Origin of the sequence: Rahnella sp. RFA10(1/100) (assembly GCF_004195115.1) — a bacterium.
Taxonomy (GTDB): domain Bacteria; phylum Pseudomonadota; class Gammaproteobacteria; order Enterobacterales; family Enterobacteriaceae; genus Rahnella; species Rahnella perminowiae.
Map to the genome: position 1 here is coordinate 300,594 of NZ_SEWR01000005.1, position 22,476 is coordinate 323,069.

General features: G+C 52.6%; 19 protein-coding genes. 9 read left to right on the plus strand and 10 right to left on the minus strand.

The genetic code is table 11. The annotated features are described in order from the left end of the window. Window positions 1-15: 15 nt before the first annotated feature. The 4 genes from gyrB to dnaA form a co-directional block, all read right to left on the minus strand. Window positions 16-2,430, minus strand: coding sequence for a DNA topoisomerase (ATP-hydrolyzing) subunit B (gyrB, locus tag ETV65_RS17005; RefSeq protein ID WP_129954084.1), 2,415 nt, complete (start codon window positions 2,428-2,430; stop codon window positions 16-18). Between the two features lie 19 nt (window positions 2,431-2,449). Beyond that, the gene (gene recF / locus ETV65_RS17010) at window positions 2,450-3,538 is read right to left on the minus strand and encodes a DNA replication/repair protein RecF (RefSeq protein ID WP_129954086.1); all 1,089 of its coding nucleotides are present in this window, start codon (window positions 3,536-3,538) and stop codon (window positions 2,450-2,452) included. 131 nt (window positions 3,539-3,669) lie between these two features. Next, a complete protein-coding gene (dnaN, locus tag ETV65_RS17015) occupies window positions 3,670-4,770 on the minus strand; it encodes a DNA polymerase III subunit beta (protein WP_129954088.1) in 1,101 nt (366 codons plus the stop codon). A 4-nt stretch (window positions 4,771-4,774) separates the two neighbouring features. After that, complete coding sequence (dnaA, locus tag ETV65_RS17020) at window positions 4,775-6,166, minus strand: chromosomal replication initiator protein DnaA (RefSeq protein ID WP_129954089.1); 1,392 nt, start codon at window positions 6,164-6,166, stop codon at window positions 4,775-4,777. Between the two features lie 685 nt (window positions 6,167-6,851). Here dnaA and rpmH point away from each other — a divergent pair. From rpmH to mnmE, 5 genes are all read left to right on the plus strand, one after another. Further along, on the plus strand, window positions 6,852-6,992 hold the full coding sequence (gene rpmH / locus ETV65_RS17030) for a 50S ribosomal protein L34 (RefSeq protein WP_009637487.1): 141 nt from the start codon (window positions 6,852-6,854) through the stop codon (window positions 6,990-6,992). A gap of 18 nt (window positions 6,993-7,010) precedes the next feature. Further along, entirely contained in the window at window positions 7,011-7,370 is a 360-nt protein-coding gene (gene rnpA, locus ETV65_RS17035; RefSeq protein ID WP_071823635.1) for a ribonuclease P protein component, read from the plus strand. Further along, window positions 7,334-7,591 (plus strand): membrane protein insertion efficiency factor YidD, encoded by a 258-nt coding sequence (yidD, locus tag ETV65_RS17040; protein WP_095924029.1) that lies wholly within the window; start codon window positions 7,334-7,336, stop codon window positions 7,589-7,591. Before rnpA ends, yidD begins: the two co-directional genes overlap by 37 nt. A 2-nt stretch (window positions 7,592-7,593) precedes the next feature. Further along, window positions 7,594-9,228 carry a membrane protein insertase YidC gene (gene yidC / locus ETV65_RS17045; RefSeq protein ID WP_129954093.1) on the plus strand — a complete coding sequence of 545 codons (1,635 nt, stop codon included), beginning with the start codon at window positions 7,594-7,596 and terminating at the stop codon, window positions 9,226-9,228. A gap of 109 nt (window positions 9,229-9,337) precedes the next feature. Continuing rightward, the gene (gene mnmE, locus ETV65_RS17050; RefSeq protein ID WP_129954095.1) at window positions 9,338-10,702 is read left to right on the plus strand and encodes a tRNA uridine-5-carboxymethylaminomethyl(34) synthesis GTPase MnmE; all 1,365 of its coding nucleotides are present in this window, start codon (window positions 9,338-9,340) and stop codon (window positions 10,700-10,702) included. Window positions 10,703-10,769: 67 nt separating this feature from the next. On the opposite strand, the gene ETV65_RS17055 is transcribed toward mnmE, so the two are convergent. Then, window positions 10,770-11,369, minus strand: a complete 600-nt coding sequence (locus ETV65_RS17055; RefSeq protein WP_129954097.1) for a short chain dehydrogenase — start codon at window positions 11,367-11,369, stop codon at window positions 10,770-10,772. A 100-nt stretch (window positions 11,370-11,469) separates the two neighbouring features. Between ETV65_RS17055 and ETV65_RS17060 the strand changes: the two genes are divergently transcribed. Beyond that, on the plus strand, window positions 11,470-12,357 hold the full coding sequence (locus tag ETV65_RS17060; RefSeq protein WP_129954099.1) for a LysR substrate-binding domain-containing protein: 888 nt from the start codon (window positions 11,470-11,472) through the stop codon (window positions 12,355-12,357). A gap of 74 nt (window positions 12,358-12,431) precedes the next feature. On the opposite strand, the gene ETV65_RS17065 is transcribed toward ETV65_RS17060, so the two are convergent. Beyond that, window positions 12,432-14,327 carry a methyl-accepting chemotaxis protein gene (locus ETV65_RS17065; RefSeq protein WP_129954101.1) on the minus strand — a complete coding sequence of 632 codons (1,896 nt, stop codon included), beginning with the start codon at window positions 14,325-14,327 and terminating at the stop codon, window positions 12,432-12,434. A gap of 323 nt (window positions 14,328-14,650) precedes the next feature. On the opposite strand from ETV65_RS17065, the gene ETV65_RS17070 reads away from it, so the two are divergent. Both ETV65_RS17070 and ETV65_RS17075 read left to right on the plus strand, forming a co-directional pair. Continuing rightward, complete coding sequence (locus ETV65_RS17070) at window positions 14,651-15,376, plus strand: hypothetical protein (protein WP_129954103.1); 726 nt, start codon at window positions 14,651-14,653, stop codon at window positions 15,374-15,376. A gap of 90 nt (window positions 15,377-15,466) precedes the next feature. Then, window positions 15,467-16,036 carry an NADPH-dependent FMN reductase gene (locus ETV65_RS17075; RefSeq protein ID WP_129954105.1) on the plus strand — a complete coding sequence of 190 codons (570 nt, stop codon included), beginning with the start codon at window positions 15,467-15,469 and terminating at the stop codon, window positions 16,034-16,036. 65 nt (window positions 16,037-16,101) lie between these two features. Here ETV65_RS17075 and ETV65_RS17080 read toward each other — a convergent pair whose 3' ends face one another. Continuing rightward, window positions 16,102-17,439 carry an NCS2 family permease gene (locus ETV65_RS17080; RefSeq protein ID WP_047609954.1) on the minus strand — a complete coding sequence of 446 codons (1,338 nt, stop codon included), beginning with the start codon at window positions 17,437-17,439 and terminating at the stop codon, window positions 16,102-16,104. A 151-nt stretch (window positions 17,440-17,590) separates the two neighbouring features. On the opposite strand from ETV65_RS17080, the gene yieH reads away from it, so the two are divergent. Continuing rightward, window positions 17,591-18,256 (plus strand): 6-phosphogluconate phosphatase, encoded by a 666-nt coding sequence (gene yieH, locus ETV65_RS17085; protein WP_129954107.1) that lies wholly within the window; start codon window positions 17,591-17,593, stop codon window positions 18,254-18,256. Here the strand turns inward: yieH and ETV65_RS17090 are convergent. Genes ETV65_RS17090 through ETV65_RS17100 form a run of 3 tightly spaced genes read right to left on the minus strand, consistent with a single transcriptional unit; the run spans window position 18,246 to window position 22,464 of the window. Next, a complete protein-coding gene (locus ETV65_RS17090) occupies window positions 18,246-19,928 on the minus strand; it encodes a PTS sugar transporter subunit IIA (protein WP_129954109.1) in 1,683 nt (560 codons plus the stop codon). The two genes, yieH and ETV65_RS17090, sit on opposite strands and share 11 nt — an antisense overlap. Window positions 19,929-19,949: 21 nt before the next feature. Then, window positions 19,950-21,029: a peptidase gene (locus ETV65_RS17095; protein ID WP_129954111.1), complete on the minus strand. Its 1,080-nt coding sequence runs from the start codon at window positions 21,027-21,029 to the stop codon at window positions 19,950-19,952. Then, complete coding sequence (locus ETV65_RS17100; RefSeq protein WP_129954113.1) at window positions 21,019-22,464, minus strand: PTS fructose-like transporter subunit IIBC; 1,446 nt, start codon at window positions 22,462-22,464, stop codon at window positions 21,019-21,021. The genes ETV65_RS17095 and ETV65_RS17100 overlap by 11 nt, the downstream gene beginning before the upstream one ends. Between the last annotated feature and the right edge of the window lie 12 nt (window positions 22,465-22,476).

A 22,476-nucleotide genomic window follows, 5' to 3' on the forward strand; every position in this document is an offset into this window, starting at 1 on the left:
CAGCTCATGCCTTGATCAGATATCAATATTGGCCGCTTTCAGGGCGTTCTCTTCGATAAAGGCGCGACGCGGTTCAACCGCATCGCCCATCAGCGTGGTGAACAACTGGTCAGCCGCGATGGCATCTTTCACCGTCACACGTAACATGCGACGTTGCTCAGGATCCATGGTGGTTTCCCACAGCTGATCAGGGTTCATCTCGCCCAGACCTTTGTATCGCTGAATCGACAGGCCACGACGGGACTCTTTCACCAGCCATTCCAGGGCCTGCTCGAAGCTGGTCACTGGCTGACGGCGTTCGCCACGTTCGATGAAGGCATCTTCTTCGATCAGGCCGCGAAGCTGTTCGCCCAGTGCACAGATTTTGCGGTATTCGCCGCCCTGGATGAAGTCAGCATCCAGATCGTAATCCGTATCGACACCGTGCGTACGGATACGCAGAACCGGTTCGAACAGCTGATGTTCGCGGTTTTCACGCACGATCGCGCTGTAAGAACTGCCGTGCTGCTCTTTCTCATTGAGACGCGCGACCAGCGATTCCATCCAGGCCTGAACTTTCGCCTGATCAGTCAGATCAGACCCCGGCAGCGTTGGCTGATAGATCAGGTTATTCAGCAAAGCACGCGGATAACGACGTTCCATACGGCCAATCATTTTCTGCACGCTGTGATGTTCAGCCACCAGTTTCTCCAGCGGTTCACCCGCCAGGGCCGGTGCATGGGCGTTGGCATGTAACGTTGCCCCGTCCATCGCGATGGAAATCTGATACTGATCCATGGCTTCGTCATCTTTAATATACTGTTCCTGCTTACCTTTTTTCACTTTGTACAACGGCGGTTGTGCGATAAACACATGGCCACGTTCTACAATTTCAGGCATCTGACGGTAGAAGAAAGTCAGCAGCAGAGTACGGATGTGTGAACCATCGACGTCGGCATCGGTCATGATGATGATGCTGTGATAGCGCAGTTTGTCCGGATTGTATTCGTCACGACCAATGCCGCAACCGAGCGCAGTAATCAGTGTCGCGACTTCCTGCGAAGAGAGCATTTTGTCGAAGCGCGCTTTCTCTACGTTGAGGATTTTACCTTTCAACGGCAGAATCGCCTGGTTCTTACGGTTACGGCCTTGTTTTGCAGAGCCGCCCGCAGAGTCCCCTTCCACTAAGTACAGTTCGGAATGAGCCGGGTCACGTTCCTGACAATCCGCCAGTTTGCCTGGCAAGCCAGCCAGATCCAGCGCGCCTTTACGGCGGGTCATTTCACGCGCTTTGCGGGCCGCTTCACGGGCGCGCGCCGCATCAATGATTTTACCGACAACGATTTTGGCGTCTGACGGGTTTTCCATCAGGTAATCCACCAGCTTTTCGTTCATCAGCGTTTCAACAGCCGTTTTCACTTCTGAAGAAACCAGTTTGTCTTTGGTCTGTGAAGAGAACTTAGGATCAGGCACCTTAACAGAAACAACAGCAATCAGGCCTTCACGGGCATCGTCACCGGTGGCACTGATTTTGGATTTCTTGCTGTAACCTTCTTTATCCATGTAGGCGTTCAGGGTACGGGTCATCGCCGAACGGAAACCGGCTAAGTGAGTCCCGCCATCACGCTGTGGAATATTGTTGGTGAAGCAGTAAATGTTTTCCTGGAAACCGTCATTCCACTGCAATGCAATCTCAACACCAATATCGTCCTTCACCGTAGAGAAATAGAATACGGTCGGGTGGATTGGGGTTTTGTTCTTGTTCAGGTATTCCACGAAGGCTTTGATACCGCCCTCATAATGGAAATGATCATTCTTACCATCACGTTTATCCAGCAAACGGATTGCCACACCAGAGTTCAGGAATGACAGTTCACGCAGGCGTTTTGCCAGGATGTCATACTCGAATTCAGTGTGATTCGTGAAGGTCTGGAAACTCGGCCAGAAACGTACCGTGGTACCGGTTACGTCAGTATCGCCAATGACTTTCAGCGGATCCTGAGGCTCGCCATGCACATAAGTCTGGGTGTGCACTTTGCCTTCACGGCGGATAACCAGTTCCAGTTTTTCTGACAAGGCGTTAACGACGGAAACACCCACGCCATGCAGGCCGCCGGAGACTTTATACGAGTTATCGTCGAATTTACCGCCAGCATGAAGCACGGTCATGATGACCTGAGCAGCAGAAACGCCCTCTTCTTCATGAATGCCGGTCGGAATACCACGACCATCATCCTGTACGGAAACAGAGTTATCCGCATGGATCGTGACCTGAATCTCTTTACAGTGGCCCGCGAGGGCTTCGTCGATAGCGTTGTCCACAACCTCGAATACCATGTGGTGCAGACCAGTGCCGTCATCGGTATCGCCGATATACATGCCGGGGCGCTTACGCACCGCGTCCAGCCCTTTTAATACCTTGATACTTGAGGAGTCATAAGAATTCGACATCAACGTTTCTCGCTCATTTTTAGTCCTGTGATAGAACGGCTATTTTACCTTGTTCCACGCGGAACATCTTGCCCTTTTCACCCATCATATCGGTCACTTGCTCAGCGCTTATCGCACTGACAAAAACCTGTGCCCGGGTGGCTTTCAGGCGATCGGCCAGCAACCGACGTCGGTCGGCGTCCAGCTCGGAGGCAAAATCGTCAAGAAGATACAGGCAACGCCGCCCGCTCTGTCGGGTGAGGAACTCACCCTGCGCCAGTCTCAGCGCACACATCAGTAATTTCAGCTGCCCGCGGGACAGTAAATCTTCCACCGGCGTGCCGTCGGCACGAATGCGGAAATCCGCTTTATGCGGGCCTGATGCGGTATAGGTTAAGGCTCTGTCGCGTTCAAAATTACGCTCCAGCAACTCGCCGTACTCAGTTTCCTTGTCCCATCCACGCTGGAAAGAAAAACTGAGGGCAAATTCAGGCAGGAATTGCGCGCAGGTCGCGCTGATATCAGCTGCGATCGCGTCGCTGTAAGCCGCCCGCCATTCGCTAATGCGTTCGGCTAACGGGATCAGTTCCTGATCCCAGGCACGAATTTGCGCATAACGACTCACCTGTCGCAGCGCGGCGTTGCGCTGCTTGAGTAACCGTCGCAGGTTGCTCCAGGCGATAAAAAAACCGGGGTCGTGATGAAAACAACCCCAGTCAATAAACGCCCGCCGGTACTTCGGCCCGCCATTAAGCAGGGTAAAGCCTTCGGGTGTGATAAGTTGCATGGGCAGCATCTGGGCCAGTTCCGACACTTTGTGGCCGTCACTGCCATCAATGCGCACTTTACTGTCGCCCTGACGACTTTTGCTCAGGCCAATCGACAATTCGCGATCACCACCGTCATCCACACGCGCATGGAGCACAAACTCCGGCTGCTCGTGACGGATAACACGTCCTGCCTGCAAACTGCGAAAAGCGCGGCCATGCCCCAGCGTATATACCGCTTCGAGCACACTGGTTTTACCGCTGCCATTGGGACCAACCAGAAAGTTAAAACCGGACGACGGATCCAAATCCGCCGCCTCGATGTTGCGGAAATCTTTTATCAGTAAGCGCGTTAAGGCCATCTACATCCATTCCAGGGCGTCATCGTCGCTGTCAGTTTGCGTGCGGACAGCGCACAGCAAGCGGAGCGTACTCAGGTACGTGAGCATTGCGAGCACTGCCCAAGCGCAAAATGACAAGTAAGACAGCCCGATCAGAGCCTCATTGGCATGACGACGTAGGCGGCCGACTGGCTCGCAGCGTCTTCGATCTGCACGCTGGAGACAGAGTCCGTCAGCAGCAGATTCACATCTTCGCACTTGAGGGCGTTGAGCACATCCAGTACGTAACTGACGTTGAAACCGATTTCCATTTCGGTGCCTTCATAGCCGACATCCAGAATTTCTTCTGCTTCTTCCTGTTCCGGGTTATTCGCGGTGATTTTCAGCTGGTTATGGCTGACATACAAACGCACGCCACGGAATTTTTCATTAGAAAGAATCGCTGCGCGGGCAAACGCCTGTTTCAGTAAATCACAGCCGGCTTGCAGCGTTTTGTCCGGATTCTTCGGCAATACGCGGCGATAATCCGGGAAGCGACCGTCAACCAGCTTAGAGGTAAAGATAAAATCGCCAACGTGAGCACGGATATTATTGCTGCCGATTTGCAGCTGCAATGTGGTGTCACCGCCGTCAAGCAGACGCACCAGTTCCATCACGCCTTTACGAGGCACGATCACCGAATGCGACGGCAGGGACTGGCCGATTGACATAGAACACACCGCCAGACGGTGGCCGTCGGTCGCAACAGTACGCAGCTCTTCACCTTCGGTTTCAAACAGCATGCCGTTTAAATAATAACGAACGTCCTGATGTGCCATGGAGAACTGCGTGGCTTCGATCAGGCGTTTCAGCGTAGCCTGCGGCAGGGTGAATTCTACTTCGCTTTGCCAGTCATCCAGATTTGGGAAATCTGTGGCTGGCAGAGTCGACAGCGAGAAACGGCTGCGGCCTGATTTTACCAGCATGCGATCGCCGTCGAGAGCGACGGAAATTTCCGCGCCTTCCGGCAATCCACGGCAAATATCAAAGAATTTACGTGCCGGCACCGTGGTGGCGCCCGCTTCATGTGGCTGAGACAGCGCGACTTTCGCCACCATCTCCATTTCCAAATCCGTCCCGGTCAGCGACAGCGCGCCATCCGTTACCTGTAATAACAGGTTACCCAGAATAGGCAACGTTGGTCGTCCACCCAGCGGGCTACTGACCTGTTGCAGTGGTTTCAGCAAATGCTCACGTTCAACAATAAATTTCATAGCGCTAGGAAGATAATGTTCTGATTAAGTTGGAGAAATCTTCTTTGATGTCGTGACTTTCTTCACGCAACTGCTCGATTTTACGGCAGGCGTGCAACACCGTGGTATGGTCCCGACCACCGAACGCATCGCCGATTTCTGGCAGGCTGTGGTTGGTCAGCTCTTTCGCCAGCGCCATCGCCATCTGGCGTGGGCGGGCTACCGAACGGGAACGCCGTTTGGAAAGCAGGTCAGCGACCTTGATTTTATAATATTCGGCCACTGTTTTCTGAATATTATCGATAGTGACCAGCTTCTCCTGAAGCGCTAACAAATCGCGCAACGCTTCACGAACGAAGTCGATAGTGATCGCACGGCCGGTAAAGTTGGCGTTGGCGATCACGCGGTTCAGTGCGCCTTCAAGCTCACGCACATTAGAGCGCAGACGTTTAGCAATAAAGAAGGCGACTTCACCCGGCAGCCGGATATCGTTCTCGTCCGCCTTTTTCATCAGGATCGCCACGCGGGTCTCTAATTCCGGCGGCTCGATCGCCACCGTCAGTCCCCAGCCGAAACGCGATTTCAGACGATCTTCAACCCCGTTGATCTCTTTCGGATAACGATCCGAGGTCAGGATGATCTGCTGATTGCCTTCCAGCAGGGCATTAAAGGTGTGGAAAAACTCTTCCTGAGAACGTTCTTTATTAGCAAAGAACTGAATGTCATCGATGAGCAACGCATCGACAGAACGGTAGTACCGTTTGAACTCTTCGATGGCGTTGTTTTGCAGGGCTTTGACCATGTCCTGTACAAAACGCTCGGAATGCATGTACACCACTTTAGCATTGGCTTTACGCGCCATGATGCCGTTACCGACCGCATGCAATAAGTGGGTTTTACCCAGACCGGTGCCACCATAAAGGAAGAGCGGGTTGTACGCGCCTCCCGGATTATCTGCCACCTGACGCGCCGCCGCGCGGGCCAGCTGGTTAGATTTACCTTCTACGAAGTTATCAAAGGTATGTTTCGGGTTGACGTTAGAACGATAGGACAGCTCGGGCTGAGCCGGTGAGCTATCCCAGCTTGGACGGGAAGGTGCCAGACGCGGAATGGCAGGCGCAGCCTGGGAACTGACACTGGCGGCGACAGGCTGACTGACACGCTGGATCACCGGCTTGCTGCCGACTTCAAAACGCAGCAACGGTGCATCCGGGCCACAGAAATCATTAAGCAAACCGTTAATATTGTTTAGGTATTTGTCACGAACCCAATCCAGGACAAAACGATTCGGGGCATACAGCGCCAACGTATTGTCGTTGAGTTCCGCCTGCAGGGGGCGTATCCACATACTGAATTCTGTGGCAGGTAGTTCATCCTGCAAACGGGCAAGACATTGCTGCCAAAGCGAAAGTGACACGGCGGACTCCACTCGAACAAGTATCAAAAAAGAAAAGGATCAGGATGTTTTTTAAATCATGATTTTTGGCACACGTTCCGCCCGTCAATGGGGGAAATTTCTCTTACCACCCTGTCAGTGGCGTAAAGTCACGTGCGAACCGCTTTTTGCGATTTTTGTCGAAAGCATCCCAGCCGGGATCGCGATCGGAATGGCGGATCATAACGCAATCCGGCACAGAGATCCTCCCCTTCCTGACAGTTTAGATCCTTTTTATCCACAGGCAGCAATCGGCAAGTGGGTAAGCTTAGCCGATCCTTTTTAAATTAGGCGATGTAATCATCACTCTGCTGAAAAAATAGGAGTCCGCTGAGCTAAATTTCAACACTCTGCGAGGAAGATCTCCCGCCTGTGGATAAGGATCAGCCGAGGATCCTTGCGATTTATGGCAGAGTCCGTATAATCCTCAGCCCTACGTGTGAAGCCTGTGTTCCTGATGGTCATAACCAGATGGATATTGCGGTGTGACCACGGGCAATTCTGGTAAACACTTGAACCATTTCTGGCAATGTAAATTGACTCAGGACTGTACAGTTATTACAATCCCGCTTCTTTATATGTTGCGACAAAGGCACCGGTCGTTTTTTCGCCGAAATGTCTTCGCGTTTACTGATCAGTAATAATTTAAGTTTAGGTAGAAATCGCCATGAAACGCACTTTCCAACCGTCCGTATTGAAGCGCAACCGTAGCCACGGCTTCCGTGCTCGTATGGCCACCAAAAATGGTCGTCAGGTTCTGGCTCGCCGTCGTGCGAAAGGCCGTACCCGTCTGTCAGCTTCTAAGTAATAAAAGCTAACCTATTTAGTGGTTAAGCTCGCTTTTCCCAGGGAGTTACGTTTGTTAACTCCCCGTCATTTCACTTTCGTCTTCCAGCAGCCACAACGGGCTGGCACGCCGCAAATCACGATACTCGGCCGCCTGAACGAGCTGGGGCATCCCCGCATCGGTCTCACCGTCGCAAAAAAACACGTCAAACGCGCACATGAACGCAATCGGATCAAACGCCTCACCCGCGAAAGTTTCCGCTTGAATCAGCATACGCTGCCGTCGATGGATTTTGTGGTAGTAGCCAAAAAGGGTGTCGCCGATTTAGATAATCGCGCGCTGACGGAAGCGTTGGAGAAATTATGGCGTCGACATTGCCGACAGGCTCCCGCATCCTGATAAAGCTGATACGTGGTTATCAGTTATTCATCAGTCCGTTGCTCGGGCCACATTGCCGCTTTCGACCAACCTGCTCTCAATACGGTATTGAAGCAATTGGTCGTTTTGGCATGTTAAAAGGCAGTTGGTTGACTTTGAAACGCGTATTAAAATGCCATCCTTTGAACCCAGGTGGTGATGACCCCGTACCGCCGAAAACCGACAATAACAGAGAACACTAACGATGGATTCGCAACGCAATCTTTTCCTCATCGCTCTGCTGTTCGTGTCTTTCATGATCTGGCAGGCATGGCAAACGGACCACGCTCCGCAACCGGCCAACCAGACCACGCAACAGACTGCGAACACTGCAAACGGTGATGCTGCTAATCAGGCTGTTCCTGATAGCGGACAGGGCAAATTAATTACAGTTAACAGTGATGTGCTGTCATTAACGATCAACACCCGTGGTGGCGACATTGAGCAGGCTCTGCTGAAGGCTTACCCGACGTCTTTGGGTTCTGACCAGCCTTTCCAGTTATTAGAAACGACTCCTAATTTCCTCTATCAGGCACAAAGTGGCCTGACAGGCAAAAACGGTCCAGACAATCCGGCTAACGGCGAACGCCCTCTGTTCCAGGCGAGCTCCGATACCTTCACGATGGCTGAAGGTCAGTCTGAACTGCGCATTCCGATGACTTACACGGCGGCAAACGGTGCAATTTATACCAAAACCTTCGTGATCAAACGTGGCTCTTACGCGGTAAACGTTGAATACAATATCAACAACACCACGGCAACCCCGCTTGACCTGACTATGTTCGGTCAGCTGAAACAAACCACCGAATTGCCTAAGCACCGTGATACCGGCAGTAATAACTTTGCCCTTCACACTTTCCGCGGCGCGGCATATTCCTCAAGCGATGACAAATATCAGAAGTATGCGTTCGATAAGAGCGATGCACTGAATGTCACGACTCAGGGCGGTTGGGTTGCAATGTTGCAGCAGTACTTTGCAACGGCGTGGATCCCATCAGCGAAAGACACCAACACTTTCTTCACGACCACCAATAACGGTATTTCAACGATTGGCTTTAAAGGCACACCGTTTACCGTTGCACCGGGCGCACAGCAACAAGTTGCTTCGATCCTGTGGGTTGGCCCGGAAATTCAGGACAAGATGGCTGCAATCGCGCCACACCTTGACCTGACGGTTGACTACGGTTGGTTGTGGTTCATCTCTCAGCCACTGTTCAAGCTGTTGAAATTCATTCAAGGGTTTGTCGGTAACTGGGGCTTCTCGATCATCGTTATCACCTTTATTGTCCGCGGTATCATGTATCCCCTGACCCGCGCACAGTACACGTCGATGGCGAAAATGCGTATGTTGCAGCCTAAACTGGCCGCCATGCGTGAGCGTATCGGGGATGACAAACAGCGCATGAGTCAGGAAATGATGGCGCTGTATAAGTCCGAGAAAGTGAACCCGCTGGGGGGCTGTCTGCCGCTGGTTATTCAGATGCCAATCTTCCTGGCACTGTATTACATGCTGTCTGGTTCCATTGAATTGCGTCATGCGCCATTCATCCTGTGGATCCATGACCTGTCAGCACAAGACCCGTACTACATTCTGCCGGTTCTGATGGGTATCACGATGTTCTTCATCCAGAAGATGTCGCCGACCACCGTAACCGACCCGATGCAGCAGAAGATCATGACCTTCATGCCGGTCATCTTCACCGTGTTCTTCCTGTGGTTCCCGTCCGGTCTGGTGGTGTACTACATCGTCAGTAACCTGGTAACCATTCTCCAGCAACAGCTGATTTATCGCGGGCTGGAAAAACGTGGCCTGCACAGCCGCGACAAGAAAAAGTCATAAGTGAAAGTCAGGACGGGTTTCGTCCTGACAGCTAAACTTGATGATAAAAAACAAAGGCGATCATTTGATCGCCTTTTGCATATCCGTAAAAAGACCAAAAGAGATGAATATGAGCACCTCAGATACCATCATTGCCCAGGCAACGCCCCCCGGCCGCGGTGGTGTAGGCATTTTACGCGTTTCCGGCCGCGCGGCGCGTGATGTGGCACAGGCTGTCTTAGGCAAACTGCCCAAGCCGCGTTATGCCGATTATCTGCCGTTTCAGGATGCCGATGGCAGTACGCTGGATCAGGGCATCGCGCTGTGGTTCCCCGGCCCGAATTCCTTTACCGGTGAAGACGTACTTGAGCTGCAAGGTCACGGCGGGCCGGTGATCCTGGATTTGCTGCTTAAACGCATCATTGCGCTTGAAAATGTACGTATTGCGCGTCCGGGCGAATTCTCTGAACGTGCATTCCTCAATGATAAACTCGATCTGGCGCAGGCTGAGGCCATTGCTGACCTGATTGATGCCAGTTCTGAGCAGGCGGCACGTTCAGCCGTTAATTCATTACAGGGCGCTTTCTCGAACCGTATTCATCATTTGGTGGAAGCACTCACTCACCTGCGGATCTTTGTCGAAGCGGCTATTGACTTCCCCGACGAGGAAATCGACTTCCTGTCTGACGGCAAAATCGAAGCCAAACTCAATACGGTGATGGGCGATCTTGATGCGGTGCGTGCTGAAGCGCGTCAGGGCAGTCTGCTGCGTGAAGGAATGAAAGTGGTGATTGCCGGGCGTCCGAATGCCGGGAAATCCAGCCTGCTGAATGCACTGGCCGGTCGTGAAGCCGCGATCGTGACCGATATTGCCGGCACCACCCGTGACGTTTTACGCGAACACATTCACTTAGACGGCATGCCTTTGCATATTATCGACACCGCCGGGTTGCGCGAAGCCAGCGACGAAGTTGAGCGTATCGGTATCGAACGTGCATGGAATGAGATCGAACAAGCTGATTTGGTACTGTTTATGGTCGACGGCACCACAACGGCCGCTACGGAACCTGCACAAATCTGGCCTGAATTTATGGCCCGCCTGCCAGCCTCTTTGCCTATCGTGGTTGTGCGTAATAAAGCTGATATCACTGGCGAAGCGCTGGGGCAGACACAAGTGAATGGTCACTCACTTATTCGCCTTTCCGCCCGTACCGGTGACGGCGTTGACCTGCTGCGCGATCATCTGAAACAGGTGATGGGCTTTAATCACAATATGGAAGGTGGATTCCTTGCCCGTCGCCGTCACTTACAGGCGCTGGAACAGGCTGCACAGCATCTGGTTCAGGGTAAAGATCAGCTGCTTGGTGCATGGGCGGGGGAATTACTGGCAGAAGAACTGCGTCTGGCACAGCAATCGCTGAGTGAAATCACCGGTGAATTTACATCCGATGATTTGCTGGGCCGTATTTTCTCCAGTTTCTGCATCGGCAAATAATCTGTCATGCGCAATAAAAACCCGCATTTTAACATGCGGGTTTTTATTGGCTTCAGAAGGTCGGGCCTTACCAGACTTTATAAATCCGCCCGTTCTGTGCCCCTTCCACACTGCGGCGGTACGCTTTTGCCACACGTGCTGCCGGGGCCGCTTCAAAGCCAGGGAAGAACGGGCCATAGCCTGCAAGGGATTCTTCTACCACTGTCGGGCTGACGGCATTAATACGCATCCCGCGTGGTAACTCAATCGATGCACCACGTACAAAGCCCTCGACTGCCGCATTCACCGTGGTGGCGTTGGCCCCCTGACGGATGGGCTCATCAGCAATAATCCCGCTGGTCAGCGTGATGGAACCACCATCATTGAGAAATGCCTGACCGATCAGCGCAATGCGTACCTGCCCGAGCAGTTTATCCTGTAAACCAATATTGAATTGTTCTGCAGTCATTTCTGTCAGCGGGCCGAAATGCAGGCTCCCTGTGGTTGTGATAATCGCATCGAGTTTACCCGTACGTTGGAAAAGCGTTTTTACGCTGTTTTCGTCGGTGATATCTACCTGAAAATCCCCCTGTGTTTTACCTGCCGTGATCACCTCATGATCACCGGCAAACTCACGCACTACGGCTTTACCCAATGTACCCGTCCCGCCAATCACTAAAATTTTCATCACAGACTCCTCAATAATGTTTGTGGGTTCATCTTTCACCAAACTGAGGGTTAGATATAGACTCGAATTATTCGTTCTGTTCTAACTCAGGGTTTGTAATATGGATAAGCTGCGGAATATCGAAGTCTTTGTCAGCGTAGTAGAAACCGGAAATTTCAGCACCGCGGCAGAAAAACTGGGGATCTCCGCAGTGATGGTTGGCAAGCACATTCAGCAGTTAGAAAAGTATCTGAATGCCCGCCTGTTGCAACGCACCACCCGCAGGCAAAGCCTGACCGATGCCGGTGAAGTATTTTATGAGAATGGAAAACGGGTGCTGGAACAGATGAAATTTACGGAAAGCGCGATGGAAAGCCTGCAAAGCGTACCGACCGGGCTGCTGCGGGTCAGCGCGCCGGTGTCACTCGGCTCCAGCGTGGTAGCGCCGATGCTGGCCCGTTATCTGCAAAAACACCCTAAAATCAATGTGGAGCTGATACTGAGCAATGCCCGGGTGGATTTGCTCGCAGAGGGTTTTGACGCGGCGATTCGCATTGGCGAAACAGGTGATGACCGGCTGGTCGCGAAGCCGCTGGCCCCCTATGAAATGGTGATCTGTGCTTCTCCGGAATATTTGCAGCGTTTTGGTATGCCCGCTTCGCCTGAAGATTTGAAAACGCACCCGTGCCTGGTGCATACCGTCTGGAATCAGAGCGAAGGCTGGCATCTGGCGAATGCAGAGCACACCACGTCAGCGTGGCCTGTCCATAGCCGTTATGTATCAAACGACGGCCATGCATTACGCGCCGCTGCGCTGGAAGGCGCCGGTTTGCTGTTGCAGCCCAAAGTTCTTCTGGCCAGTGATATTACCAGCGGAAAACTGATCCCTGTGCTTGAGGCTTTTATCCCGAAGCCACGTCCGGTACATCTGGTGTATCTGCCCGATTTCAGACCACGCGCCAAACTCACCAGCCTGATTAATTTTATGACTGAACACACCTTTTACTGAGGCGCTGTTCAAAATAAAAAGCGGTGAGTGATCGCTCACTCACCGCCTGGTTCAACTTTCTATAGCAAACGTGATCAGAGCTTAAAGCCTGCAACCACGGTCTCCAGCTGAACGGTCTGATCCTGCATCGCCTGTGCGGCAGCCGAAACCTGCTCAACCAGCGCGGCATTCTGCTGCGTCGCATTATCCAGCTGAGTGATCGCGACGTTAACCTGCTCAATGCCGAGACTTTGTTCCTGACTGGAAGACATGATTTCGTTCATCAGTGTCGCAACATTATTTACGCCGCCCATGACTTCATCCATCGTCGTCCCGGCGGTCGCCACCAGTTCGCTGCCGGTGGAGATATCTGCCACCGAATCCTCGATCAGTTTTTTGATTTCACGCGCCGAAGTGGCCGACCGCTGTGCCAGACTGCGTACCTCGGATGCCACAACGGCGAAGCCTCGCCCCTGTTCACCGGCACGCGCCGCTTCAACCGCCGCATTCAGCGCCAGAATGTTAGTCTGGAAAGCGATGCCGTCGATCACGCTGATGATATCGACGATTTTATGAGAAGAACGGGTGATCGAACCCATGGTCTCAACCACTTGTTTCACCACCTCCGAGCCCTTCTCAGCAACAGCAGAGGCATCACGCGCCAGCTGGTTAGCCCCTTCCGCATTGGCAGCGTTCTGTTTCACGGTGCTGGTCAGTTGTTCCATTGAGGCTGCCGTTTCGACAATCGAACTGGCCTGCTCTTCGGTTCGTGCTGACAAGTCCAGGTTACCGCTGGCAATCTGACGCGAGGCCGAGGTGATCGCCAGACTACTGTCGCCGACCTGACGCAGAATCGACTGCAGGAAAGACAGGAAGCCGTTGAAATTCTGGTTGATCTGATTGAACTCAGGGCTTCGGCTTTCCGGCAAACGACGGGTTAAGTCGGCACCGCCGGCGGAAAGCTGGGCGATATTTCTATTCAGTGCTGCCAGCTGGCGCATGAAAATTTTAATTGCGGCGATCAGAACGATCAGTAACAACAAGACCATCGGGATTTGAACCAGTCCGAGGCTCGCCAGAATGCTGTGGCTGCGCGCCAGTAACTGGCTGGTCGGCATATCGGTGGCGATAAACCAGGGTCCCTGAATGTTACTCATGAATAGGGTGTGCGACGTGCCGTCATTGTCGTAGTCAGCGATCAGACTCGCCTGTCCGTTGATCTGATCCAGACTTTTGCGGATCTGCATCGCCAGTGGAGAAGTCTCACCCAGTGAAGCCAGTTTCGGCAATTTTTCATCGGTAGAATGGCTGGTACCGACGATCGTGCCGTCTTTTTCCACGATATAAATTTTCGCATGAACCTTTTTTTCCATCTCCGTCACCAGTTGGTTAAAGAAACCCAGTGTGAGGTCAATGGTTGCGACACCCCATTGTTTATCGCCTTTGTAAATCGGCATCGCACAGTTAGTCCGCGGCTGCGTGCTGGCGTCATCGAAATAAGCAGGCGCCCAGACACACTGGCCCTTTTCACCTTTTGAAGCCGCCAGATACCACGACTGATCGAAATAGTTGGGAGATTCAGCGCTGTTCCAGAAGGTATTGACCGTCAGCTGATTATTATTATTACGGGCAAAGAAAGTGCTGAATTTGATTTTGGCCGGATCGCGTTGATTCGGCAGTGGCCAGATCCCGCCGCCAAATACCGCAACGTCACCGTACTGATCAACCAGTGCCGGAAGTAAACGATCGATACTGTCGCTGTCCATTTGTGCGACAGTCTGGGTAATGGTCCGTACCTGAGACTCAACTTTATTCAAGCGGTCATTAATTGCCACCGCAACGTCATCCACCTGATTAGCCACCAGATTACTTTCTGTCTGCTTCAGCTGGGGAGCGATATACACCTGGATCACGATAAGCGTAACGATGACCAGCGCAATAAAAAACAAGCTGATCAATGCGATAAAGCGGGATTGCGTTGTTTTTAACATTTTTGGGCACTCACAGGCAAAGCAGCGAGATCGCTGCTTAATTAGTAACGGCATTTTCTGACGTTTCTTTATGTTGCTATAGTAGATATATCTGGCGTGAGAAGGGTATGCGTAAAAAACCAGAACATCATTCCAATGATATTCTTTCTCAATAAGGGACTTAGGCTGTGATGGCTTTCACTTTATGATGATGAAATATTGTCGGAAAAGGGAAAAAAGTGTGCAGTGCTGCGGGTTTTAAGCGGTTTTTAATGATTTCTCTTAATGTTATTCTTTAGCACAATTGAGAAAATGCGGTCGAACCATTAATCATGGAGTGAACAATGGCGTGCCATTTTGCAAGATGGGCAATGACGGATGCAGAACCGGATACACACCGGTTGCCCAAAGAGATCATATTATTCGCCAGACACCTTTCCGAAAAACAGCGCAAGCGTTTCTTAAACGGCCGCGTTCTGCTGGCTGAAATGATTTTCTATCTTTACGGCATCGCTGAGCTTCCCAACGTTATAACGCTGCCGAGCGGTCGTCCAAGTTTTGAATCCCCTGATCTGCCGGATTTCAGTCTGGCGTATGCCGGAAGTACCGTCGGTGTTTTAATCAGCAGCGAAGGAAAAGTCGGCCTCGATCTCGAAATCATTCATGCCCGCAGTGCGCTGGTGAATCCGCAACAGCAATTACAGCTTTCTGCCGTGGAGAAAACCTGGATTGCCATGCAATCGGATCCGGTGGAATCCTCGCTTCAACTGTGGTGTATCCGCCAGAGCATGCTGAAAATGTCCGGCCTGAACGATCAGAGCCCGCTTACGCTCAGCCTGAATCCTGCTTCGGGTCGTTTGCGGTCTACCATAACGCCCGAGGCGCAGGTGATGAGTGACATTGAAGGCTCAATTACCTGGGCCTGTGCGCAATCTCCCTCAATTATCCGTTTGCAATGCTGGCGTTATGAACCTGAAAACGGCTTTACCCGCACGCAAACCCTGTCAGTCGATCAGCAATCTGAATCACCACACTTCATGAAGTTCATCAGCCTGCCACCCGCTAAATAAAACTACACGTTTGTTTACGCCAGTTGTGATGTTTTCGTTTATGGTTACAGGCAATTCCTTTCGAAAAGTCACCCATAACAGGAGTTACCCATGTCAGCTCAACCACTGAAGTTTGTCACACTGTTAGGCAGTCTTCGTAAAGCGTCTTATAACGGAATGGTCGCCCGTACCTTGCCGAAAGTGGCGCCAGAGGGCATCAGTATTGAGGCGTTGCCTTCCATCGGTACACTGCCGCTTTATGATGCAGATATTCAGCAGGAAGAAGGTTTTCCGGCTGATATAGAAGCCATAGCAGAGCAAATCCGTCAGGCTGACGGCGTGATCATTGTGACGCCGGAATATAACTATTCTGTGCCAGGCGGCCTAAAAAATGCCATCGACTGGATTTCCCGTTTGCCGAATCAGCCACTGGCGGGTAAACCGGTGCTGATCCAGACCAGCTCAATGGGCCCGGTCGGCGGCGCACGTTGCCAGTATCACCTGCGTCAGATTCTGGTGTTCCTGGATGCGATGGTGATGAATAAACCTGAATTTATGGGCGGCGTGATCCAGAACAAAGTGGATGAGCAGATTGGTGAAGTGATTGATCAGGGCACGCTCGATTTCCTGCGCGGTCAGCTTACGGCATTTGCCGACTATACGCGTCGCGTCAGCAAGTAATCTACAGCCTCAGAAATGCAAACAGCCCGCAAAATTGCAGGCTGTTTTTTTTGCCGTCACGAAAATCAATGTCCGTCAACAAATGCGATTTTCAGCACAAACAGCAGGGCGACAACGACCACACACGGACTGATTTCTTTCCAGCGACCGGTACCCAGTTTCATTACCACGTAAGAGATGAAACCCAGCGCGATACCTTCGGTGATCGAGAAGCTGAACGGCATCATCACCGCCGTCACGAATGCCGGAACGGCTTCGGTCAGATCATCCCATGAAACGCGTGCGAGACTGGAGGTCATCAGCACGCCCACATAAATCAGGGCACCGGCAGCCGCGTATTCCGGCACCATACCTGCGAGCGGAGAAATGAAGATAACCAGCAGGAACAGCAAACCGGTGACGACTGCCGTCAGACCGGTACGCCCCCCGACAGAAACGCCGGAAGTGCTTTCAATGTAAGCGCCAACCGAAGAGGTGCCGATAAAAGCGCCTGCGACAGACGAGATGCTGTCGACATACAAGGCCTGTTTCATCTGCGGGAATTTACCTTGCGCATCCGCCAGACCCGCTTTGTCCGTCACACCGATGAGCGTGCCGGATGAGTCAAACAGGTTCACCAGCATGAAGGAGAAAATGACGCCTGCCAGTCCGATATTCAGCGCACCTTTCAAATCCACCTGGCCGACGACCGTAGTGATGCTCGGCGGCATCGACCAGAAACCGGTGTAATGCACGTCGCCGATCATCAGACCAATGACTGTCGTGACAATAATCGACACCAGTACCGAGGCGTGAAAATTGCGCGATGCCAGCACGGCAATAATGAAGAAGCCCAACACGCCGAGCAGCACGTTGTGTGAGGTCAGGTTTCCGATGGTCACGATGGTGTCAGGGTTCGGGACGATAATACCGGCGTTTTTCAGCCCCATCATGCCAATAAACAGCCCGATACCGGCGGTGATACCCACGCGCAGACTGACCGGGATGTTTGCAATCATCCAGTAACGGATGCGGAAAATGGTCAGCAGCAGCAAACCCACGGCACCCCAGAAAATCGCGCCCATCCCGATCTGCCAGGAAACGCCCATCGCGCCCACCACCACAAAAGCAAAAAACGCATTCAGGCCCATCGCTGGCGCCAGTGCCACCGGTAAGTTGGCGATAACACCCATCAGGATGCTGCCGAACGCAGCGATCAGACAGGTGGTCACAAAGACGGCCTGTTTATCCATGCCCGCGACGCCGAGAATTTGCGGGTTCACGAAAACAATGTAGACCATGGTCAGAAAGGTGGTTAAACCGGCGATAGTTTCGGTGCGTACGGTGGTGCCGTGCTGCGTCAGTTTAAACAGACGTTCGGCCAGTCCTTTACCCGCAGTCGCATTGCTCTGTGGTGTGCTCATTGGTGAGTTCCAAAATAGGGGAAAACAATCGGGGGGTATCCTAAGGATTTTAGCCCTAAAGCGCCAGCACTGGATGTATGGGATTAAATCTATCGTTGGGGTAGAGTGCCTGAATGCTTACCAATAGATGAAGTGTTCACAGGGAGAAAGTATGTCACAGGTTGAATGCGTCTTTTTTGATTGCGACGGTACGCTGGTAGACAGTGAATTATTGTGCTGCGAAGCCTATGTTGAGATGTTCGCGCATTTTGGCGTGACGGTTTCATTCGACGAAATGTATAGGAAATACAAGGGCGTTAAACTTTACGAAATCGTGGCTATCGTCAATAAAGAACACGGTATCGATGTGCCGAAAGAAGAGATGGAAGTGGTGTTCCGCCAGCATGTTGCGCGGCTTTTCGACAGCAAACTTGAGCCGGTTGTCGGCGCGCATGAGTTACTCGAACAAATTACCGTGCCGATGTGCGTTGTCTCCAACGGCCCGGTCACCAAAATGCAGCACTCTCTCGGGCTGACCGGCCTGCTCCCTTTTATGGGTGATAAACTGTTCAGTGGCTACGATTTGCAGCGCTGGAAACCTGATCCTGCCGTATTGTACAAAGCCGCAGAAGTCATGAAAGTGCCGGTTGAAAACTGCATTCTGGTGGAAGACTCCGTGGCGGGTGCACAGGCCGGGATCACTGCCGGTATTCCGGTCTTTTATTACTGCGCCGATCCGCATAATCCTCCGCTCGATCACCCGCTGGTCATCACTTTTCACGACATGAACGAACTGCCGGAGATCTGGCGTCAGATGGGATATAAGATCACGCGCTGAAAGGCTTATTCAGACATTGCATAAAGCTTGCGTGGGTGGTCAGTCCGAGCAGTTGCGCACTCTCGCAACCGTTCAGTGCATCAGCAAGATGGCTGAACATTTTTAATTCCTGCCGCCCTCTTGCATTCACACATACCACCAGGACGTTCTGTACCCGCTGACTTTCAATCAGCAGCGGGTTTTGCAGATGCACAAAAATGCCGATAAAGGGCTGCTCGCGCTGTCCCGAACAGTGCGGCACAGCCAGATGATTGATGATCAGGTTTTCGCCCTGCGCTTCCCGCGCCACAATAAGCTCTGCCTCGGCGATTGTCAGCGCGTCACGACGGACGAGATGCTGGCAGATTTCGCCGATCACTGTTTGCCAGTTATCCTGCGGCGCATTCGCATAGGTAAAAGACAGGTGTTGCGGAAAACACACGGCGCTGTGCTGGTACAGCATCAGTCCAGCCAGCCTGACACGCAGCTGTTCCAGTTCACGATGTCCGACTAATTCACTGACAGACCACACCGCCGGCGCATTTTTCAGCAGCGGATTTTCTATGTGCGGGTAATGCCGGTGATTGTTCAGCACCAGCGCCACCGGCTGATGATGCAGACTGGCAATCAGCTGTTCGGGATGCGTGGCGATAATCACATTCACGCCACTGATTTCCCGTTCGATAATTTCTTTGTTGAGCGTCGCCATCGACAGATATTCGCTGTAGATAACCAGATTGAGCGCAGCCGATTGCGTCCGTTCCAGCGCACAGGCGAAATATAATCCTGCCCAGTCGTCGTCATAAAACTCGATCTTCAGGCTCTGATTCAATTCGCGTACAAAAGACAAACTGAGGTCAAATGCCTGAGGATAGGTCGTTTTGATTTTACGAAAATCATGCAACGGCGCGACAGGCAGAATCGTCGGGCAGGCCACCGAGCGCTTAATATGGTCGGTCAGCTGACCAACCAGTTCCTCATCGATAAGCCCCGGTAACGGCGTTGCGACGCGCGTTAACACCGTGCGGATAGCCTCGGGTGTAATGCCGGAAAGCTTGTGCCGCAAGGGTTGCAGAATCTTCACCACCGAAAGGTGGGTTGCGGGCAGATATTCCACCGCCAGCCCCAGCGCCGCCAGAAAGAGCGGCGTACCGAAAGGATAATCCAGTGTGGTTAACAGTGAGCGGGCAGACACAATGCGCACACTGAAGGCATGCGCGCAATGTTCGCCACAACAGGCGGGGTTGCGGATAATCAGGTTCGCCAGCAATAAAACTTTTTGCCGGTCGTCGAGCAGAAGCGAATGACCATGTTTTGGCCGTGAGCCTATCAGCGGCTGCGTTCGGGATTTCTTGCGCACTGCGCTGATGAGATCGATGACGGCGGATTTACTCAGACGGAGTTTATCAGCCAGTGCTCCCAGTGGCAGACAGGCATTAAAGATCAGAGCCAGAAAGAGCGCGTCCTCCGCATTCCCCAGCAGACGCTCTATGTCACGCCCTTCTTCGACTAAAAGCTGATAACCCTCTGCGCCGGAGATAATTTTACCGGCTGCGCCCAGCCGGTAATTAATGTAGTCAATATCCCGCAACAGGGTACGCACAGAAATACGTGCGCACCTTGCCAGTGCCTGACCGCTGATCCGCTGGTGGCTGAGCGCGGATAAAATCTCTTTCTGTCGTGGATTCAACATCCCTGAGTTCTCCACAGCCCGTCAGCCGATAAATTGCGTCACCTGCTGATGAACGTCCTGTCCGTAATGATTTACCAGTGAAACGACCAGACGGATCAGCATGTTATAATCCGCAGCACAAATCACTGAGGCGTTTGCATGCAGATAGCGTGTCGGCAGACACAATGCAATCACCGGCCTTCCGCCGCCCATAACGTTATAACGCCCGCCATCCGTTGCGCCGGTTTTGAGTGTGCAAAACTGCAAATCAATACCCATTTCTGCTGCGGTATTCTTCACAAGCTGCGTTAATTTACGGTGAGCAATGTAACGCTTATCGAATAAAGAAATGGCTGGCCCTGCGCCGAGTTTCAGGGGAAAGGCGACAGGACAGAGGCCCGGTGTATCACCCGCCACCAGGGTGTCTATCACAATCGCGATATCAGGTTTCACGGCTTCCGCTGACGTCTGCGCACCGCGCAACCCAACTTCCTCCTGCACCGTCGCCACGGCATAAAGCTGGATATCCGGGTTCTGGCACTGGCGGAAAATCTCCGCCACTACGGCGCAGCCCGCACGGTTATCCAATGCTTTTGCCATAATGCCGTCATCACCAAACGTGCTGAAGAAGGGCTCAGGGCAAATAAAATCTCCCACCGCCACGCCACGCTCTCTGACGTGTTCTGCCGACGCCGCGCCAATATCAATGAACATTTTTTCTATTTTCACGGGATGGCATTTATCTTCCTCCGTCAGTGCATGAGGTGAGACCGAGCCGATAATGCCGGGGATTTTTTCCCCGCTGGCGGTTTTTATTTCCACACGCTGATTGAGCATACTCTGGTTCCACCACGAACCGACGGTATCAAAGTAAATGAAGCCTTCCGCATTGATATGCTTAACAATAAATCCCACTTCGTCCATATGCGCGATCAACGCAACCTTCGGCCCGCGCGTACCTTTACGGGCGATAAAACTTCCCAGGCCGTCAAAAGTAATTTCCTCTGCGTGAGGTTTGACGGCCTGATACAGAATTTCACGGATTTCCTGTTCATCACCGCTGACGCCGGAGGCCAGTGCCAGTTTTTCCAGTAAACCGTCTTTTAAAATGTCAGATCGCATCTGTTGCTGTCCTTAACGTCTGGCGCTTCATCCACCAGTTTTTGAAAATAACGATGAAGGCCACGTTGAGCAGCAGCCCGATACCCAGCACCAGATAAAAGCTGTACCACGGCGACATCAGACCAATCAGCGGATCGAAAACCCCAAGTCCGGGTGCCAGCCGCCGGAGACCAAAGACCATCACCAGCATTCCGGCAATGCCGCCGCTCAGCGTGTTGGCGGTGATCATCGGCAAAGGAGCCGCAAGTGCATAGGGAATAGCCGGTTCGGTGGCTACCGTGGCGCCTACCACCAGCGTGCTGACCGCAGCACCCCGCTCCTGTTCGGTAAACAGACGAGGGGCGAGAAATGTCGCCAGTGCGGCAGACATCGGCGGCATCAGCGCGACCACACCGACAATGGCATACCAGTCATAAATGCCTTTATCGAGCAGTGAAAAACAGAAAAACCACGCTGTTTTGTTGACCGGCCCGCCCATGTCAAACGCCAGCATCGCGCCGACCAGACAGGCTGCGCCGAGTTTCATCGACATCGGGATGGTATTGAGCAGATGCAGCAGGAGTTCCATCATGCCGGCCATGACGGGCCCGATCAGGTAGTAAGTCAGCAGGCCAAACAGCGCCAATGTCACGAACGGGATCAGCATTGAGCCGAGCAATGGCTGAAGTGAATTTCCAAGTCGGACTTTACGCAATGCACGGACGAAATAGCCGATGCTTAACCCGAGGACCACCGCGCCGAGAAAACCTGCGCCGGAACTGGTGCCCAGCATCGCGCTGTCATTGGCCAGATAACTGACCAGGAAGGCCGGGGCAAACGCCGGTTTATCGCCTACCGAACTGGCAATGTACGCACCCATTACCGGGATCATGAATTTGAACCCCAGATAACCGATGGATTCCACAATCCAGGTAAAGGATGGCGAAACGTCATTGCCCTGCGCAATATATGGCAACCCCATCTGCACCAGCATATTGGCCAGCGCCACCAGCAATCCCCCGCCGATCACAAACGGTAAAGCTGCTGAGACACCCGCCATCAGATGATTCATGATGCTGTCGGCTTTCACCGGCTGCTGACCAAGCCTGACGCCGGATGCCTCCTTCATTAACATTGCTTTTTCTTCCAGCGTGTTGAAGACAAGCGGAATGTTTTTCAGCGCGTCAGAAATTTTCATTTCCAGTACGCGTTTTCCGGCAAAGCGACGGCGATCGTCTTCACTGAGGGTTCTGCCCAGCGCCAGAATGACAAAATCTGCGGCCTCAATCTCCTGCGCGGTCAGTGTATTTTCCACGCCGCTGGCGCCCTGCGTTTCAACTTTAATATCGTGTCCCAGCGAACGGGCTTTTCTTTCCAGTGCCTCAGCCACCATATAAGTATGCGCAATACCCGCCGGGCAGTTGGTCACGGCGACCAGTTTCCAATTGTTTTCCATTGCCGACGTCCT

Coding starts and splice junctions, on each gene's coding strand:
- gyrB (WP_129954084.1), bottom strand. CDS start 2,430: ATGTCGAATTCTTATGACTCCTCAAGTATCAAGGTATTAAAAGGGCTG.
- recF (WP_129954086.1), bottom strand. CDS start 3,538: ATGGCCTTAACGCGCTTACTGATAAAAGATTTCCGCAACATCGAGGCG.
- dnaN (WP_129954088.1), bottom strand. CDS start 4,770: ATGAAATTTATTGTTGAACGTGAGCATTTGCTGAAACCACTGCAACAG.
- rpmH (WP_009637487.1), top strand. CDS start 6,852: ATGAAACGCACTTTCCAACCGTCCGTATTGAAGCGCAACCGTAGCCAC.
- yidD (WP_095924029.1), top strand. CDS start 7,334: ATGGCGTCGACATTGCCGACAGGCTCCCGCATCCTGATAAAGCTGATA.
- yidC (WP_129954093.1), top strand. CDS start 7,594: ATGGATTCGCAACGCAATCTTTTCCTCATCGCTCTGCTGTTCGTGTCT.
- mnmE (WP_129954095.1), top strand. CDS start 9,338: ATGAGCACCTCAGATACCATCATTGCCCAGGCAACGCCCCCCGGCCGC.
- ETV65_RS17055 (WP_129954097.1), bottom strand. CDS start 11,369: ATGAAAATTTTAGTGATTGGCGGGACGGGTACATTGGGTAAAGCCGTA.
- ETV65_RS17060 (WP_129954099.1), top strand. CDS start 11,470: ATGGATAAGCTGCGGAATATCGAAGTCTTTGTCAGCGTAGTAGAAACC.
- ETV65_RS17065 (WP_129954101.1), bottom strand. CDS start 14,327: ATGTTAAAAACAACGCAATCCCGCTTTATCGCATTGATCAGCTTGTTT.
- ETV65_RS17070 (WP_129954103.1), top strand. CDS start 14,651: ATGGCGTGCCATTTTGCAAGATGGGCAATGACGGATGCAGAACCGGAT.
- ETV65_RS17075 (WP_129954105.1), top strand. CDS start 15,467: ATGTCAGCTCAACCACTGAAGTTTGTCACACTGTTAGGCAGTCTTCGT.
- ETV65_RS17080 (WP_047609954.1), bottom strand. CDS start 17,439: ATGAGCACACCACAGAGCAATGCGACTGCGGGTAAAGGACTGGCCGAA.
- yieH (WP_129954107.1), top strand. CDS start 17,591: ATGTCACAGGTTGAATGCGTCTTTTTTGATTGCGACGGTACGCTGGTA.
- ETV65_RS17090 (WP_129954109.1), bottom strand. CDS start 19,928: ATGTTGAATCCACGACAGAAAGAGATTTTATCCGCGCTCAGCCACCAG.
- ETV65_RS17095 (WP_129954111.1), bottom strand. CDS start 21,029: ATGCGATCTGACATTTTAAAAGACGGTTTACTGGAAAAACTGGCACTG.
- ETV65_RS17100 (WP_129954113.1), bottom strand. CDS start 22,464: ATGGAAAACAATTGGAAACTGGTCGCCGTGACCAACTGCCCGGCGGGT.